The 17971-nt window shown below is 23.5% G+C and carries 10 protein-coding genes and 1 riboswitch; of the genes, 8 read left to right on the top strand and 2 right to left on the bottom strand.

Going from position 1 to position 17971, the window contains the following annotated elements:
* Positions 1 to 33: 33 nt before the first annotated feature.
* From MCRO_RS02515 to MCRO_RS02500, 4 genes are all read left to right on the top strand, one after another.
* On the top strand, positions 34 to 3207 hold the full coding sequence (locus MCRO_RS02515) for a hypothetical protein (protein ID WP_013054183.1): 3174 nt from the start codon (positions 34 to 36) through the stop codon (positions 3205 to 3207).
* A 113-nt stretch (positions 3208 to 3320) separates the two neighbouring features.
* A riboswitch (TPP riboswitch) is annotated at positions 3321 to 3420 on the top strand.
* 32 nt (positions 3421 to 3452) lie between these two features.
* The gene (cypl, locus tag MCRO_RS02510; protein ID WP_013054456.1) at positions 3453 to 4676 is read left to right on the top strand and encodes an ABC transporter thiamine pyrophosphate-binding lipoprotein p37/Cypl; all 1224 of its coding nucleotides are present in this window, start codon (positions 3453 to 3455) and stop codon (positions 4674 to 4676) included.
* Positions 4677 to 4684: 8 nt separating this feature from the next.
* The gene (locus tag MCRO_RS02505; protein WP_013054259.1) at positions 4685 to 5428 is read left to right on the top strand and encodes a phosphonate ABC transporter ATP-binding protein; all 744 of its coding nucleotides are present in this window, start codon (positions 4685 to 4687) and stop codon (positions 5426 to 5428) included.
* Positions 5401 to 7155, top strand: coding sequence for an ABC transporter permease subunit (locus MCRO_RS02500; RefSeq protein ID WP_049757056.1), 1755 nt, complete (start codon positions 5401 to 5403; stop codon positions 7153 to 7155). The genes MCRO_RS02505 and MCRO_RS02500 overlap by 28 nt, the downstream gene beginning before the upstream one ends.
* Before the next feature lie 15 nt (positions 7156 to 7170).
* On the opposite strand, the gene MCRO_RS02495 is transcribed toward MCRO_RS02500, so the two are convergent.
* Positions 7171 to 8805, bottom strand: a complete 1635-nt coding sequence (locus tag MCRO_RS02495; RefSeq protein WP_013054609.1) for a phosphotransferase — start codon at positions 8803 to 8805, stop codon at positions 7171 to 7173.
* Positions 8806 to 8883: 78 nt separating this feature from the next.
* Between MCRO_RS02495 and pfkA the strand changes: the two genes are divergently transcribed.
* The 4 genes from pfkA (at position 8884) to MCRO_RS02475 (ending at position 12665) form a co-directional block, all read left to right on the top strand.
* Positions 8884 to 9861, top strand: coding sequence for a 6-phosphofructokinase (gene pfkA, locus MCRO_RS02490; protein WP_013054412.1), 978 nt, complete (start codon positions 8884 to 8886; stop codon positions 9859 to 9861).
* 191 nt (positions 9862 to 10052) lie between these two features.
* Positions 10053 to 10934, top strand: a complete 882-nt coding sequence (locus tag MCRO_RS02485) for a hypothetical protein (protein WP_013054141.1) — start codon at positions 10053 to 10055, stop codon at positions 10932 to 10934.
* Positions 10925 to 12259, top strand: a complete 1335-nt coding sequence (locus MCRO_RS02480; RefSeq protein ID WP_013054220.1) for an MAG4530 family protein — start codon at positions 10925 to 10927, stop codon at positions 12257 to 12259. Before MCRO_RS02485 ends, MCRO_RS02480 begins: the two co-directional genes overlap by 10 nt.
* A complete protein-coding gene (locus MCRO_RS02475) occupies positions 12249 to 12665 on the top strand; it encodes a hypothetical protein (RefSeq protein ID WP_041594064.1) in 417 nt (138 codons plus the stop codon). Before MCRO_RS02480 ends, MCRO_RS02475 begins: the two co-directional genes overlap by 11 nt.
* A 399-nt stretch (positions 12666 to 13064) precedes the next feature.
* Here MCRO_RS02475 and MCRO_RS02470 read toward each other — a convergent pair whose 3' ends face one another.
* The gene (locus tag MCRO_RS02470; RefSeq protein WP_013054647.1) at positions 13065 to 17774 is read right to left on the bottom strand and encodes a hypothetical protein; all 4710 of its coding nucleotides are present in this window, start codon (positions 17772 to 17774) and stop codon (positions 13065 to 13067) included.
* Positions 17775 to 17971 lie beyond the last annotated feature (197 nt).

The following is a 17971-nucleotide window of genomic DNA, read 5'->3' as shown; positions in this document are numbered from 1 at the left end:
ATATTAACATTAATTATTCACAATGAGGTAAAAATGAAAAAAATTAAAATGATGTTACTAAGTTTACCATTAGCAATAAGTCCTGTTATAGCACTTACTGCATGCAACAAAGAAGTAAAGAATGAAAATTTTAAAGAAAACATTGATTTGAAACTAAATCAAATGAGAACAACTTTAAATCAAGTTAAAGACATTAAACAATTGAATAGTCTTTATGATGCTTTAGATAAACAAATTAAAGCATTGGTAGAAAAAGCGAATCAAATTGAAAATATAACTTCTGATTTTTATCAAACTGTTTCTACTGCACAAGATAATCAATTTAGACAAATTACTTATGAAGTATCAAAACTAGCTAAAAATTCTTCTGAAGCAGATCCTAATAGTGCTGCAGAATTAGATAAAACAAAAAAATTATTAGATAAAATGAAAAGTGATTATGATAAAAGCATTAAGGAACTTCAAAAAATGCTTGACGAAGCTAAGGCAAAAATGTCAGCTGACGAATTGCCAAGAAATGATATCAGTGCTAAAGAAGCCCTTAATACAATATTTAATTTTATTGAAGTAGAATTTCATGATGCTTGAAAAAAACAACAACCCGATAAATATAAAGAAAATCATACTTTTTGAGAAAGTATGATTAAAGGTGTACTTGAATCAAAAGAACTTATCAATAAAGAACCAGAAGATTTTACAAATGTAAAATACTTTGAAAGACTAGTATTACACTTTATTGACAAATTAGCTGTTTTACAAGACTATCTAGAAGGTGAAAAGAAAGTTGAATTAGTTCATGCTAAAGAGAAATTTATGACGGCTTTATTTGAATGAAGAGTTAACGACATAACTAAGGCTATTAATGCTATTTCAAAACAAAAAACTACTGAAAACCCAAAAAAAGATGAACATATTAAGATACTTAATGATGCTAAAACTGAATATGAAGTAATAATGAAACAAAGTGTTGATTTTCCTAGTCAAACATTTAAATTTAAATATTTAGAAGAAAACATTATTTACAAACTTTTATTAGATCCGAATAAATATCATACTTATAGAGGTGAATATAAATTAACATTTGAAAGTAATGAATTTCCGGTTTATAAGCAAATAAATAATAAAAAACTACTAGATGAACTTAATATATTAACTTCAAAAATATACGATGAATACAGTGCATTTTTTGGTACAAAAGCACAATACTTTTTAACATCTGTTTACTTCACTAAAAAACTTTACATTTTTAAGGAAAACATACAATTCCTTAAAAATGTAAGATATACAAGTGAAGCAAACACTAAAAAAGAAGTTTTATATTATATTGAAAAAGCTAGATCTATTTTGTTTGATCTTGAAAAAGTTGATTACATTAAACTAAGAGATGAATACAAAACAAAGAATGCTTCTTTATTGAGTGCAACTGAAGCAAACAGCGTAAGAAAATTTGTAAATTCAAATATTACACCAAAAAAAGATGAAAATAAAAACTATGAATTATTTGAGTTATGAGCTAAAAAAGAATTGACTAAATTAGATAGATTGAAAGAAGATTCATTTGTAAATGCATTTCATAAACATGTAGCTATTAAAAAAATTGAAACACATATTAAAACAATATATGACTATATGAATTATTGAACTACATTGAAAGAAGACCCAAATTCCCCTGAATTAAAATCATTGTTAAGTTATGATAAAGATTTATCTAAATATGATAAAAGTATAGCTGATGAAAATAAAATAATCGATGAATATAAAACAAATAATACCTTTTTAAGTGTTGAACTTAAAAAGGTTGTAGAAATCATGCCGTCTACTCAAGATGAAGTTAATCTTAAAAAATATTTTGTAGACTCATTAAATAAAGCAACAACATTTAAAACACTTATAGAAAAAGAAGTAGCAGAGGCAGGAAAATTTGAAAATTATGCAGATGATTTTAAGACTTTGTTAATTAACTCTATTAATCTTTATGTTAATGAAGTAATAAAACTCAATAGTGAAGCCAAAGATAAATCGATTGAACAACTAAAAAATATGGCTTCAATATTGCAAACTAAATTTGTAGAATTAAACAAAAAAGTAGGTCATGAAAACGAAGGCAAAAAGACATTATTATTTGAAAGATTAAATGATAATGCTTTCCAAGAAGGATATAATGAAACCGATGAAACTTATACTAAAATCAGTAAATTAGTAATAGAATTACAAAAAGTAATCGAAGCAACAAAATCAAATTTATTTTCTACTAAAGATGAAGCAAAAACATTTATTGAGAAACAAGACTTAATTTTCAAAAAATTTGAAACAGATGTAATAGCTGCAAAAACAGCAGAAGTATTTACTGGTATAGGCGATACAAATGAATTTACTAATAATTTTGACAAATTATTGAACGAATACAAAGTTGTTTGAAATACTTTGGTTGCTCAAAAAGATGCTGAATTAGCAGTAATTAATCCATTATTAATATTGTTAAATAATAAATCAAAAGAACAATTAGAAACATTTGGTTTTGATGATACTGGGTTTAATAAATCGAGCAAAGGAAAAATTCTTACATATATTGAGGATTCAAACAATAACATTTCTGGATATCAAAGAAAGAAAACTCAAATTGAAAAACTTACTAAAATTGTACCAGGTCAAGAACTCTATGCTTTAATTCGTTTATGAGTAAAAAATGAATCTGCACAATTATCAGCTAGATTAATTTCCGATAAACATGATGATAAAGAAACTTATAAATTATTAACAGGTGCTTTTGAAGCAATTAGATCTAAAAATCAATTGTTTAGAAATTTAAATGACATACAACCTTCATTTATATCATTTACTGACCCTAAAAATGATGGAAAACAAGGTGAAGTTATAGCAAAAATTAAAGAACTTGAATTAGCTTATGCACAAGCTTCACTAAATGCTTTAAAAGTATTTAAGGATCAATCTTCAACACAAGAACTTAAAACAAGTGCTAAAGAAGCCCTTACAACTTCTAGAAAAGCATATTATGATTATTTAAATAGTAGTGATTTTTCAATAGAACGTAACAGTGAAATAAGACAACTTGCTTCTAAATATACCAATTATGAAGATTATAATAATCAAGGTTTCCAACCGTTCCATATAGCATACTTATATGGTGAATTAGTTTCGTTAACTGATACAATGAATTGACTATACGATAGTTATATTAAAGAATAATTTAAAAATTCCACTAGTTTTATTAGTGGAATTTTTAAATTATTAATTATTAGAAAAACACAACAATAAAGTAAATTGATTGATTTCAAAAAAAGTATTTTAAGTTATAATTTTATATGTAACAAGGGTGCTTTAATATTTTTATTAAGGCTGAGAATATACCTTAAAGCAGATCGAGATAATGCTCGCGTTGCAAGTTATTTTTATATATTCTTGACTCCTATTTTGTTACGCAAGGAGTAAAAATGAAAATCAATATGAAAAAAATAGGATTATTTAGTGCTTCATTAGCATTAATGAGTCCAGTTTTATTATCGGTTTCGTGTAATAATGAAACAAATAAAAAAATAGATTGAGATGAAAGCATTTCGATTGTTTATAATTGGGAAAATGACAGTAAATGAGACAAAGAATCATTTACAAATTTATTAAACCAAAGATTTAATGAATTAAAAAACGCTGATCCTAAACTAAAGGATTATAAAAATGTAAAATTTGATTTAAAAGTTAATGAATCAAAGAACCAAATGTTACAGGATTTAAAAAGCAATAAAAAAGATGCTGATGTTGCATTAATATCTTATTCAACTTTTGTTAATGAAACAATTGATGATAGTTTCCCCCATTTTGTAGGAACTTCAGGAACATTACAATTCAAATGAAATGATGATACTAATCCAAACTATTTAGATGGTTCAGCAACTGATCCACTTAGAAAAATTGCAAACAAAGAAAATCAATTGCAATTTTCAGCTCCATTTGGAGAGTTTAAAGATTGAAAAGACACTAAAGAAATTTATGGTTGAGATGGTTCTAAGTATGAAGCTTTTTATAATTTAGACAAGACAACAATTTTTTATCACGGAAGTATTTTAATATCAGGAACAGACCAAGAAAGAGCAGCTATTATTAAAAGCTGAGAAGACAAAAATTGAGCAGAATTCTCTAAAAATGGAATTGTTTATAAAAATAAAACCAGTGGCGGTAAATTCAAATATCAAATTTCGTTAATTGCTAAGCATTTTAGCAATACATTTAAAAATGAAAACGAAGTTGTAACTTGATTGGATGATCCAAAAAATAAAGAGTATGTTTTAAGTGGTAAAAATGCTTCAATTATTGGTCAAGAACAAAAAGACAAAAGAACTTTTAATATTGCTTTTGATGATGAAGGTGCATTTAATTGAACTCCAAAAGCATGAGGAACTTCTTCATATGTTCCTTCGAAACCTAACTCATTTGTAAGAGTTCTAACAGTTACAAATAAAGCACCTTATGATGCGATATTAGGTAGAGTAGGGTTAAGTAAAGAACAAGTCGATTTAATTTCAAAAGTGTTAAATTCATTGAAAATAAATGAAAACACATTAGGAAAATACACGGGTTATAATTACTTTTCATCTAATAAAGATTATAAGTTATTAGAATTAATAGATGTTCAAAAAAATGCTGAAGGCATTAAAAAATAAAGGAAAATATGGATCAAAATATAGTTAAATTAAAAGATGTCTCATTAAAAATTAATGATGAATTTTTGCTGTATGAAAATTTTAATTTAACTATAAACAAGGGGAAAATGGTTGCTGTCGTAGGGCAAAGTGGCTCTGGTAAAACGACCGTTTTTAAAATTTTAACCAAATACTTTTTACCTACAAAAGGATTAGTTGAGTTATTTGGTTCTGATATAGGTAAGATAACAAAAAAAGAATGAAAAAATATAATAAAAAAAGTTGGTTTTTTAAGTCAGAAACCAAACTTAATAGATAGTCAAAATGTTTTCCACAATATAACAAAGAGTTTTAATAATTATAAAAATTGATTTTATAAATTATTTAATATTTTAACCAAACAACAAAAAATAAAAATCTTTGAAGTATTAGACGAACTAAAAATTTTAAACAAATCTTTTGTAAGGGTTGATGAGCTTAGTGGTGGGCAACAACAAAGAGTTGAAATAGCAAAATTATTATTAAAAGATGTTGAATTAATTCTAGCTGATGAACCTACATCTAATTTAGATTTTAAAAATTCTAATGATGTTTTAGATTTATTAAGAAAATTGAATCAAGAAAAAAATATAAGTGTCATAGTAAATATTCATGATTTAAACTTAGCCTTAGAAAAGTTTGATGAAATAATAGCAATAAAAAATGGAAAAATCTTAGTCCATGAAGATACTAAGAAACTAGATTTATGAAAATTAAAAAAACTACTAGACTAAAAAATATCTCAATAAATTCAAACCTTTTTTTTTATAATGTTTCATCTAAAAATCAAAGCACAAAAAAACAACTAAGAAGTTTTTGGAAGTATATATTTCTATTTTTAACAATAGTATTAATAATTACTTTTTTTGCATTCTTAGATTATTCTTTTGCAGATAAATTCGGTTTTAAATTATTTGCAAAAAACTTAAAAAAATTATTTTCTTTTGATAGTGAAAGCACTTATTTACTTGGAAAAACTAACAACTGATCTCTTTCATTTAAATATCTTTTTATTACAATAAAAACTACTTTATCAGGAACTTTTATAGGATTTTTACTAGCATTATTAACATCATTTTTTTCTAGTAAATATTCAGTTAACAAATATTTTTCAATCATAGTAAAATCAATTATTTTATTTTTAAGATCTATTCCAGAACTTGTTTTTATAAATTTATTTATGATTGGTTTTTATCCGGAAATGGCTATGGTTATGGTCTTTATGTGATTTTCATGACTTTGATTACATAAGTATTTTATAGATGCTATCGACTCTTTTAATATTAAAGATTACTATGATTCAATAAAACAAGGTGATATAAAAATAATTTCTTTTTATAATCATATTTTCAAGAGATTATTTAGCAGATTTGCTTCGTTATTTATTTATTCATTTGAATCTAATATAAGATGAGGCTCAATAATATCAATATTAGGGCTTAGTGGAATAGGAATTTTAATTAACTTTTCGGGTAGCAGCGATCAATATTTTTCTCAGATTTCAATTCCGTTATTAATATTATTTATATTCATTATTATGCTTGAAATTTTAAACTTCATCCTTAAAAAATATTTATTTGATGATGTAAGTAAAATTAATAAAGAGACGGATTTTAAAAAGTTAGTTTCAAAAAAAGATGTTAAAAAAATTTTAAAAATAACATTGTTTATTATTTTAATTATAAGTAGCATAGTTGTTGTTTCAACAATCAATATTTCTAGAACATCAATTCAACAAACTAAAGATTTTTTTAAAAGTGTTTTTAATGTTGACTGAAGTGTAATTAAATTAAATAATTCGTTGGATTATAATCCGTTTCTTCAAATATATCAAGCTCTTAAATTTTCACTTTATAGCCTAATTATTATGATCATATTTAGTTTTTATATTTTATATATGAGCTTATATAAATTAAAGGGGATAAGAACAAGTTTTATATTTAAATTTATCAATACTTTAATTAGAGTTATTCCAAGTGTTATGTTAATTTATATATTTAATCCAATATTAAACAGCAAAATAACCTTACTTATTTTTGTATTATCGTTACATTCATCATCTTCATTTACTAAAAGACTTTACGAAACAATTGATACATTAGATTTTGCATTTATTGAAAATTTAAAAATACAAAATATAAGTAATTTTAAAATTTATAAAAGTTATTTAATTCCATCTATAAAAAAAGAATTAATCCTGCTTCTTGTACTTTATTTTGAATTAGGTTTTAGAAATGCTATTACGTATTCAGCTTTTAGTTCAGGTGAATTACGAATAGGATCTTTTATTAATCAAAACATGAATCAAATTAAATATCAACCAAACAGAGCGATGGCTTATATTTGAATTTCTTCTATTAGTATAATTGTAATTAATTTATTTTCAGAAATCTATAAAAATTATGATTTCATTAAGAAAAAAACAACAACCATTTATAACAAAATAAAAACATGCAGTTAATTAGCTGTACGTTTTTTAAATAGCCTTTTTTCTAAGGTCATCTCAATTAAACTTTGATCACTGATGTTTAACATAAAGCGAATAAAGTTCATCACCCGTTTCTTCTTTAAGTTTAAGAGCACTTTGCATTTGAAAATCTCTAATTTGTTCTAGTCCAAAAATCATTAATTGAAAATACATCGATGTGAATTTTTTGTTTTTAGGTTCTAATGTTTTTGTTTTAACATAGTTGAATAAACTTGATAGAACCAAACAAGCCATATAACTTATATTTGTAAAAGTTTCCTTCATTTCATCAGTTAATTTTTTTATGGATGCTTGGTCATAACTATGATTTCTTAAACTACTTGCTATATTTGCATAATTGTATGAAATATCTCCAATGCTTGCATAAGTAAAATCAACAAATTTAACCTTTTTATTTTCTGTATAAATATGATTACCATATTTGATGTCATAATGAACTAAATGAGTTAAGTTTGTGTGCAATCTAACTTGATTTAAGATAAAGGCAATTAACCTTTTTTTTGGTTTATCTTTATAATAATTATTTATGTAGATAACAACTGGCAATTCGTCAAATTTAACTCCTTCAAGAGACTTAACTCTTATTTGGCTTAACTTTAAAACAGCATTTCATACCGGAGTTGTCATGTCAACATATCTACCAAATTGTTTCTTATAAATAAATTCGCTTATTTCATAGTTTTTATCTCTATAATAAATAATTGGCGTAAGGTTATAACTTTCTATTAAAGTTGTATCAAAAGTATATCTATCACTTTCTCTCAAGACTTTAAAAAGATATTGTCCAAGTTTATAAACTCTCTTATATTTACTTAATGAAGTTGTATTATATTCATTTAATTTGTCATAAACCTTTTTATATGCATCTTTATCAAAGATTTTTTTGAGATACTCAAAGTCCTTGAGTACTTCCATTTCAATACCGAATTCTTTTGATAGTTGTATGTTTGTGAGCTTCAAAAGATTTTTAAGTGAAATTATATCAAAAGCTCTATTTCCATATCTTACTCATTCATAGTCAATAAAGTGAATATTATTATTTTTATCAAGAATAATATTTTTAGCAGCAAGATCTCCATGAATAAGATTTAATTCATCATCTTTATATTTTTCAACAAGTTCTTTAAATTTAGGATCATCACTCCTGTAAGTAAATCAATCAAAATTATCAATATTTTCAAGTTTTTTAGAGTGAAATTCTTTAAGTTTCTTAATAACTTTTTCTTTTATTCAATCATTTTCTTGTTTTGAAAAATCAATTGTTTCAAGTGTGCTACCTTCTATAAATTTTTTAATATATACACCGTTTTTGTAGTATATAAGATCATAACTTTGTTTGTAAAAATTTCCTTCATTTTTATGGTTAACTAAGTAATCATCTTGAGCAGAACCGACAAAAGTTACATTATATTTTTCTTCATTTTCAAGTAACTTTTCAAGTTTAAATGATTTAAAAGGAACTCTAATAATTACTTTAGAATTTTGATATTTTGCTTTAAAAGAAATATTGTGATACCCGTACGATAAAAATTCAACATCTCAAATATTTTCTAATATATCTTTTGGGAATAAATGACTAAAATTTCAATAGTTTTCATTATCAATTTTATTATTTTTTATCATAATAAATATTTTATTGTATTTTTCATAAAAAAATATAAAATTAAATACAAATAATGCTTATATTAATTGGAGGTCAATATGAAAAAAATAGCGATTTTAACTTCAGGTGGAGATGCACCAGGAATGAACCCTGCTTTATGCGCAATTATTAGATGTGCAAAAAGTAATGGATTAACTCCTTATATTGTTTATGAAGGTTTTAAAGGGTTGTATGAGAATAATATTAAATTAACAGATGATCTAGATTTAGACCACGTTCAATCACAAGGTGGAACAGCTATCTATTCAGCTCGTTTTCCAGAATTTAAGAATGAAGAAGTAAGAAATGTAGCCATAGAAAATCTAATGAAAAAAGGTATTGATTCACTAATAGTAATTGGTGGAGATGGAAGTTATATGGGTGCTCAATTGTTGCATGAAAAAGGTTTCAAAACAATTGGAATTCCTGGAACAATTGATAACGATATAGCATCAAGTGATTATACTATAGGATATGATACAGCACTTAATACAATCGTTGATTCTATTGACAAAATTAGAGATACAGCAACTTCACATAAAAGAATTATGATTGTTGAAGTAATGGGGAATGAATGTGGTGATTTAGCTCTTTATAGTGGTCTAGCAACTGGTGCTGAAATTATAGCAACAAGTGACCATGTTATTTCAATTCCTGATATGGCAAATCTAGCTTATGAATTAACCTTACAAGAAAAAAGAAGAAGTGTTATTATCATTGTTTCAGAAAAGAGATATGACTTAAAATATCTTGAAAAAGCAATTGAAGAAAAAACAAAATGAACTACAAGAGCAACTTCTTTGGCCCATGTTCAAAGAGGTGGAAGACCAACTGCACAAGAAAGAATCCTTTCATCGTTATTTGGTATAAAAGCAGTTGAATTAATTCTTGAAGGTAAATCGGGTTTAGCTATAGGAGTAATTAATAATGATATTGTTGGGACACCAATACTTGAAGCGTTAAGCATGGTTAATAAAGCAAAAGAAAAAGCAAGAGTAAAACTTCAAAAATATAATAAATTAAATAAAATTTTATAATTTAAAACTAGGTTCAATTCCTGGTTTTTTATATTAATGATTAGTGGTTATTTCTATTAAGATTGTATGAAAGTTTTTGTAAGTATAAAATTCACTACTTATTTATATAATCAATTTATATTTTTATTTAATTTAATAATATAACTTAAATTTATATATACTTATTATAGTATTAATACTATAGGAGAATGATGATAAATAATCAAAACATAGTAAAAAATCAAGAAATTGATGAAAAAATAAATTTTGTTTTTAATTTTGAAAACAACGTTTTATATAAAAAATTATTGCAAAAAAATAATTTGGTTAAAGATGACTTTTTATTTATTAATAAATACAAAAAAAATCATAGTGATTTAGCTTCATATTTATTAATAAATAAAAAGTTAAACGAAGATATCAACCAGGTTTTAAAATGGATTGATGAAAAAATATTGAAAACAAAAACATTTAACACAAACGTTATTGAAAGCGAAATTAATAATCGACAAGTTATTCTTATGAGCAATAGTCAGCAAATGTCGCTTGGAGATTTTATTACTGATGATGAATGAAATGGTATGATAAAATCATATAATTGAAGAATACGAAACAATATATATTCATTTAAAGCTTGAAGATCAATATTTAAAGTTGCTTTTGATGAGGCTTTTCTAACGAGTGGTCAGTGATTGTCTGATGCTATGTCTGGCATTAATACAGGGAATGATTTTGTAGATCAATCAGCTACTATAATAGCTGGTGTTGGTGAGATAATTAAAGCAATAAATAATTATGGAAATAATACGGTATTAAAATTTGTTGACGGAGTTATAAATTCATTAGAAAATATTGGTAGTGCTTTTCATAAAGGTAAATATGATATTGATGTAATTGATAATATTGTAAAAAAGTCTTATGATAATATTTGTAATTTAGATTTTGGAATTAACATATGAACTAAATTTACAATTAAATGGGATGTTAGAAAATTTAGAAATTACATTACAGAGTTATATCTCAAAGCAACAAAATTAAAAATGGAATATGATAATAAAAATGATTGAGGAACTTTACCAAACATATGCTACTAAACAATAAAACAGAAAACAAATTTAAACAATTAAATAATATAAAGAGAAATAGAATACATTTTGAAGTAATTGTATCTTCATTATTTGTTGTATTTTTCATAATGCTTTGTGTTGCATTGATTATTTATTCATATAAAAACGAAGAGTCATATAGTAAAACTATCAAATTCATTTTAAATAGTTGTATTATTTTTTCCATTATAGTAATTCCATTAATTTGATTGATACTTATTAATATAACTATTCTAGGAGTTCAATATCAATATCAAAAAAATATTTTTAAAGGAATAAAGTGATTAAAATGTTATTACTTTATTAAGTTTCAATACTCAAACATAACCGATTTAAAAGTCAATAAAAATGTATTTAAAACTGACTTAGTTAAGTTTATTAAATTCATGAATTCAAATAATCTTGTTTTACAAGGTAGTTGTTCTATTGCGTATAAATATAAAGATTATTATAGAGAGTTTAATGATATTGATTTCTTAGGTAATTCTAATAAAAGGCTAGATACAGAAAAATTAAAATTTGAAAATTTTACCTTTGAAAGTAATAATTTAAATTTAGGAAAAGGCAAGTATACTAATCATCCAATTGAAGTGTTAAATGTTAAAACAATCACTAAAAAGTCATATTGTAATTATAATGATGTTAATATTCCTAATTACTATTGAATGTTGGCTATGAAGTATTCTCAATTCTTTAAAATTCTTCAGGTAAATAAAGACTTTAACAATGATTTAATCATTAAAAAAATGAATAATACATTGGCTGATATTGCGTTTCTTTTATCAAAAAAACGTGTATTTAGTTTCAAGAAATTTTATGAAAATTTTGAGTTATTAATCTTATCTAATTCATTCTTTGAAATGTTAATTAATCAAAGCAAATTATTCAATTTATATGATGAAGATACTATTTTAAAACTAAACAATTTTTTAAAAGATTATCAATGAAAACAAAAAAATATGCATGAAGTATTCTTGTGACTAGAATTAATAACTAAAAAGTTAACTTCATCACAAAAATTTTTACAATTTAATAAATCTATAAATAGAATATCGGGTTCGTGAGATAAAAGCGTCTTATCATTAGTTGACAAAAAAATTGTTTTAGATTACTCGGATATCAAAAATTTAAATGTAAAAATTAATTATGATAATTATTTTAATTATTATAAAAATGAATTAACAGAAATGAAAAAAAATAATTTATCAAATCTTTTTGTTCTATTTAAAATAGAAGCAAAAGAAAAAGAAGTTAAAGTTGATATTAGAAATATCATTATTCTACAAATCTTAAAGGAATCATATGAAGACTAAAAACAGTAAAAAAGATTTATGGCCTATAATGTTCAATGTAATTTCATCTTCTATATTTGTAATATTTTTCATTGTTAATTTAATATTGCAAAATCTAGTTGGTTCGATAATAGCAATCATAATTAGTGTAATAATGATTTATTTAGCGATAAATATTTATTGCTCACTAGATGGGAAATATAGATTATTCTGATATAAAATATTTTCATTAGTAAGTCTTATTGTATTTTCGATACTGTTAATTTCAGTTAGCTTAATTAATGTAATTTATTTTGTAATTTATGATAAAGAAATATTTAACTCTTATATTATAAATTCAATAATTTTATTTTTAAGCATAATTACCACATTGTCTGAATGATTAATATTAGTTAAATATTATAAAAATATCGATAAATTTAACTAATAAAAATATGATATATAAGAAATAATGAAAAAACTAAAAAGCCTTAAACAAAGGTAAAAAAAAGAAGTCAAAGTATTTCATTTGATGACAAAATTTTAAAAATCAAAATATAAAACCGGGATCTTTTCCTGGTTTTATATTATTGATCTTAATTGTCGTCTATAAAGTAAAAACTATCAAAAAGTTTGCTTTCAACATTACTAATTATTTTCTTAAATCCGTTTTTAATCTTCATTGAAATATTCCTTGTTGCATTAGTTAATTTGATTAATTAACACTTTTTTAGTCATTTTTTCTTCTTATATAATACTTATTTATATTGTATTACATTATTATTATAAGCATAAAAATTATAAAAAACAAAGTCGTTTACTTTGACTTTGTTTACATATTTTATAATTAATGTTTTGTTTTCTTTTTGATAATCATTAATATTAATGTGATTATAGCACCAATTGTACTTAACATCGAAAATGCAAGTAAAGCATTTTTAGGTGTACCAGCACCATCGTTAAGCATATTAGCAATTTTATCTAAAGAAGTTTTTTCATCAATATAAGATGAAGGTGTTAAGTCTCCCAATTTTCTTATTTGACTTTCTTTTTTGTTAATATGTTTAGTAAATTTTTGAAAAGCTTTTTTCTTATAATCATTCTCTTTCTTATCAGATTTTAGTTTTTCAATATCATCTAATAATTGATCTTTATATGTTAATAATAGTTTTGATAAATCTCTCAATTTTTTATCATAATCATTGTATTGAGAATTGTTTATTTTTTCGTGGTCATTTACTTGATTATTGATTTTATTTAATTGCATAATCATCTTTTCTATAGATGTTTTAGTAAATTTACTTTCATCTTGAGTTCTCATTGATGAAATTGTTTTAAGTAGAATATCTTTAAATCTTTTTAGCAAGTTTAAACTGTTATCAATTCTTTGTTTATATGTTTTGAATTCACTTCTTGTTAATTCATCTTTATTTTCAATATTTTCTGAAATTATCTTAACTTCATTCTTGAATGTTTGAAGTGAATCGTTTGTATAAAAATCTTTTTCATTTTCTACTAATAATGTTGTTTCATTAAAGTGTTTGATGATATTTTCCTTGTTTCTTATTAAAAGATTTTGAACACTTTTGTTAATATCCTTAATTGAATCGTCATAAGATTTTTTAGAAATGTGATCCTTAGATTTGATTATTTCATTGTAAGTGTTTAAGTATTTATTTAATTCATTAAATGATTCTTCTGAGAAAATATCATAATCACTTTCTAATGCTTTTTTAATTTCTAATAATAATTGTTCCTTAAAATTCATAAATAAATCATACAATTCATCAATTTTTAGTTTGTATTCATTAGTTTGTATTCTGTTAAATTTCTCTTCGTGGTTGATCTTTGGTTCTAGAACATTATAACCGGTCTTATATAAGTTTTTTATATTTGCATCTAATTTAGCTTCTTGTTTTTTAAATTCCTCATTTAATTTTTCAAGTTCTTGAACCAAAAAGTTTTTATTAGAGATTAATTTTTTGCTAATATTATTTATTTTTTCGAGAAGTGGTTGTTGTTTATCTTTTGTAAAGTAATATTTACCTTTTTTATTGATATCATCTTGCAATTTAATGAATTCGTTTTCTACGTTATTAAATGATTCTGATGTATAGTATTGCTCATCGAGAGTTATTTCATTTCTTTTTACATTTAGATTATCCAATAGTTCTTTTTGATTAAGTACTAATTTTTCTTTTAATAGACTAACTTCTGTTTTGATAGATTTTAATTTTTCAATATTGTTATTTTCATCAAGATTCAATTTGTTTTTAATAATAACTATTTTCTCATTGAATTCATTTGTACTAGAAACCGTATAAATATCTAAGTTAATACTATTAATATATAGTAATAAATCGTCTTTTGAATTGATTTTTCATTCTAATATTTTTAATAAATCTCTAATTTTGCTATCAAAATCTTGATATTCTTTACTACTAATTTTATCCATTGAGAAAACTTGTGTATTGATTTTCTCTAGTTCTATAATCATCTTGTCTATAGATTCTTTAGTATATTTACTTTCATCTTGAACTTTCATAGATTCTATTGTTTCTAGAAGAATATTTTTGTATTTTTTGAGTAGCTCTAATGATTTATCTATCTCATTTTTAAATGTTTTGTATTTAACTCTTGAAACTTCATCATTTTTATTGATATTGGTTGATATATTAGCGGTTTCTTTTATAAATAAACTCAACGATTCAGGTGTGTAATAATCTTTTTCGTTTTCAATGGTTGTATTTATCGATGTTAAATAATTATTGATAGCATCTTTATTTTTTATTAATGAATTTTTTACTTTTTCATTGATTTCAATAATATTTGTTTCACAAGTTTTCTTTGAAACAAAATCTAATACTGTGATTTTCGAGTTTAAACTTACAAGGTATTTATTTAAGTCATTAACCGATTCTTCTGTATAAATATCATAATTAGCATCCAAAGTAGTTTTAATTTGATTTAGTAATTTTGTTTTATAATCAATGAAATATTCATAAAGTTTATCAATTTCCTTTATGTATTCATCAAACTTAATGCTACCTATATTTGTCTCTTTATTTATATTGTTATCGATATAGTCATATTTAATCTTAAATGTTTCATTAATCGTACTATCTAATGTAGGTTTTAGTTTATTATATTCATTCAATAATTTCTTAAGTTCTTCTTTTAAAAACGCTTTATTATATATAAGTATTTTTTTAAGGTCACCAATTTTTATTAATCATGTTCTTTGAACATTCTTTGTATAAAAGGCATTTTCGTTTTCGTTTATTAAATCTTTAAGTTTGTCAGCTTCTAATCTTGCTAGGGTAATAGAATCGGGTCTAACATAATCTGAAGTATCATTTATGAATGTTTCAAATTTATTTAATTCATCAAGTAGTTCTTTTTTATTGTACACAAGTTCTTTTTCAAGTTCTTTAACTTCATTTTTGATTTCTGCTAACTTATCAGGAACTTTATTTTCTTCAAGTAAAAGTTTTTTTCTGATTTCTAATACTTTTGATACAAAAACATTTGTACTAAATTCTGTATATATATCGAGATTGATTAATTCTAGATATAACTCAACATCATTAGGTTCGGATGAGTTGGTTAATATTTTTTCTAAATTATTAACTTCAATTTCTAAATTATTATATTCTTGTCTTGTAATATTTTTAGGTATAAAAATTTTTCTAACAAGTACTTGTCTTGCTGTTTCAAATCTGTTTTGAACTATTTTTGAATAAGATTTAATTCTAGTGTATATTGCAAGAACTTTTTTGTTAAGGTATTCTATAATTCTATCTCTGTTACTTATTGTCTCACTTAAAAATTCCTTTATACTATTTTGAAAGGATTCAGGTCCAGGAATAGTTGTTGTATCGTATAGGTTGTTGTAATCTTTTACAAGTTTGTTAAACTTTTCTTCTTCTTCCTTTGAATAGTTATCAAAATTAATTGTTTTAATAAAGTTTTTTAGAAATGTCTGATTTTCAATTTCATTTTTTATGTTCTTTACTATTTGTTCTTTTAGATATCATACTTCATTTTGATAACTGTCCTCACCAATATCGTTAGTTTTTAATGATGATATTCTTTTATTTATAACGGATAAAAAATACTCTTTTGTAAATTCTCTAGTAACTCCACTTAAAAATGTTTTAGCGTTTTCTAAATCTAAAATTGCTTGATCTCTATAATAGATAAATAATTCTTCTATTTCTTTAATTATTTTTAAATCTTCAATATATGAATCTTCAAAATATTCATTTTCCTTTAGCGAATCAACTCTTGTTTTTAATTCGATTAACATTTTTTGTGCTTTTTGTGCTTTTTCTTTAACATAATGAGGATTTTTTTTCTCCTCATTATATTTAATTTTTCTAGTAATTTTTAATTTACATCCTTCAAGAAAATGTCTATTATTATTAATGGCTTGACGAATATTACTTCTAGCACTCAAATAAAGTCGTTTTGTAGGCATTTTTGCTGGATTGTTCTTTATATCGTTAATAGCTTCTAGAAACTTAGTTTGGCTTTCTGGAGTATATATTTTTAAGAAATCTTTAGACTCAACTTCTGCACATAGTTCTTGTATTAACTTTACTTTCCCTTTGAAAAACACATCATCTATTTTTTTATCATAAATATCAATCTTCTCTTTTGTAAACTGTTCTGATATTTCATTATTAAATTCGGCAAGTATTTTCTTAAGTTCCATATCAGTTCATAAGGTTAATTCAGTATTTTTATCAGGATAGTTATTATTGTTTTCTATTGCACTTTTAAATATTTCTGCCATCTTTTCCTTATAAGTATCAATATTTTCTTTTAAAGTTTCAATGGTTTTTACATATTCTTCATATAACAATTTTGTTATTAAGGGATTATAGTTAAATCTTTCAAATATTGTATCAACACTATTTTCGAAGCTTTTAACACTATTTTCTGATAAATGATTTTTTCCAACTAGAGAAGATTTAACATTGTTTCTATACTCTGTTAATTCAACAAGAAAGTTCTCTACATCGTTTTTTGCTTTGGTTATTAAGATCTGAGTTTTTGAATCTTCTGCCATATTATAAACGCCAGTGAACTTTTCCACACCTTCTTTTATTTTAGTTAATTCTTGTTTATAAAAAGTTATTTTAGAATCTATAGATTTTATTGCATAATCTTTTTCTGCACTTTCAATAAGATTTTTTATTTTTTCTAAAACAGTTGTCTTATAACGTATTTTTTCAAGATCCGACTTTAATTTGAGTAGTTTAGCATGTAATTCATCATATTTTTCTTTTGTTATTTCATTTTGCAATTCATTATATTCAATATTTTTTAATCTTATTTTATAATTTTTTGCTTCTTCGTAATCATATTCACTTAAATCTTCTTTGTATCATTTATCAATTATTTCAATAAGTTGTTCATTATAGGGTTTGTTTGTATTTCCAGATTCATTATTATTTTCTGCACTTATTGATACTGCACTAGCAGCCAAAACCGCACTTAATGATATTGTTTGTGTTATAAAAATTGTTTTAGTTTTTTTACTAATTTTCATTTTTCCTCGCTTTATCTATGTTTTGCTATATAAATATAACCAAAATATTAATTTTTAAGATATGCTAATTGTAAAAAACAATATTTTATATCTTTTTTTTCATTATTTGCTATGTTTTAAAAAATTTGTTATTAATTTTAATATAAAATTTCAAATTGGGCAAAATTTATTGGATAATTTTTGCTAAAAAGTTGTAT

Origin of the sequence: Mycoplasma crocodyli MP145 (assembly GCF_000025845.1) — a bacterium.
Classification (GTDB): Bacteria; Bacillota_I; Bacilli_A; order Mycoplasmatales; family Metamycoplasmataceae; genus Mycoplasmopsis; species Mycoplasmopsis crocodyli.
The sequence above is the reverse complement of the archived record's forward strand: the minus strand, read 5'-3'. Positions and strand labels throughout refer to the sequence as shown.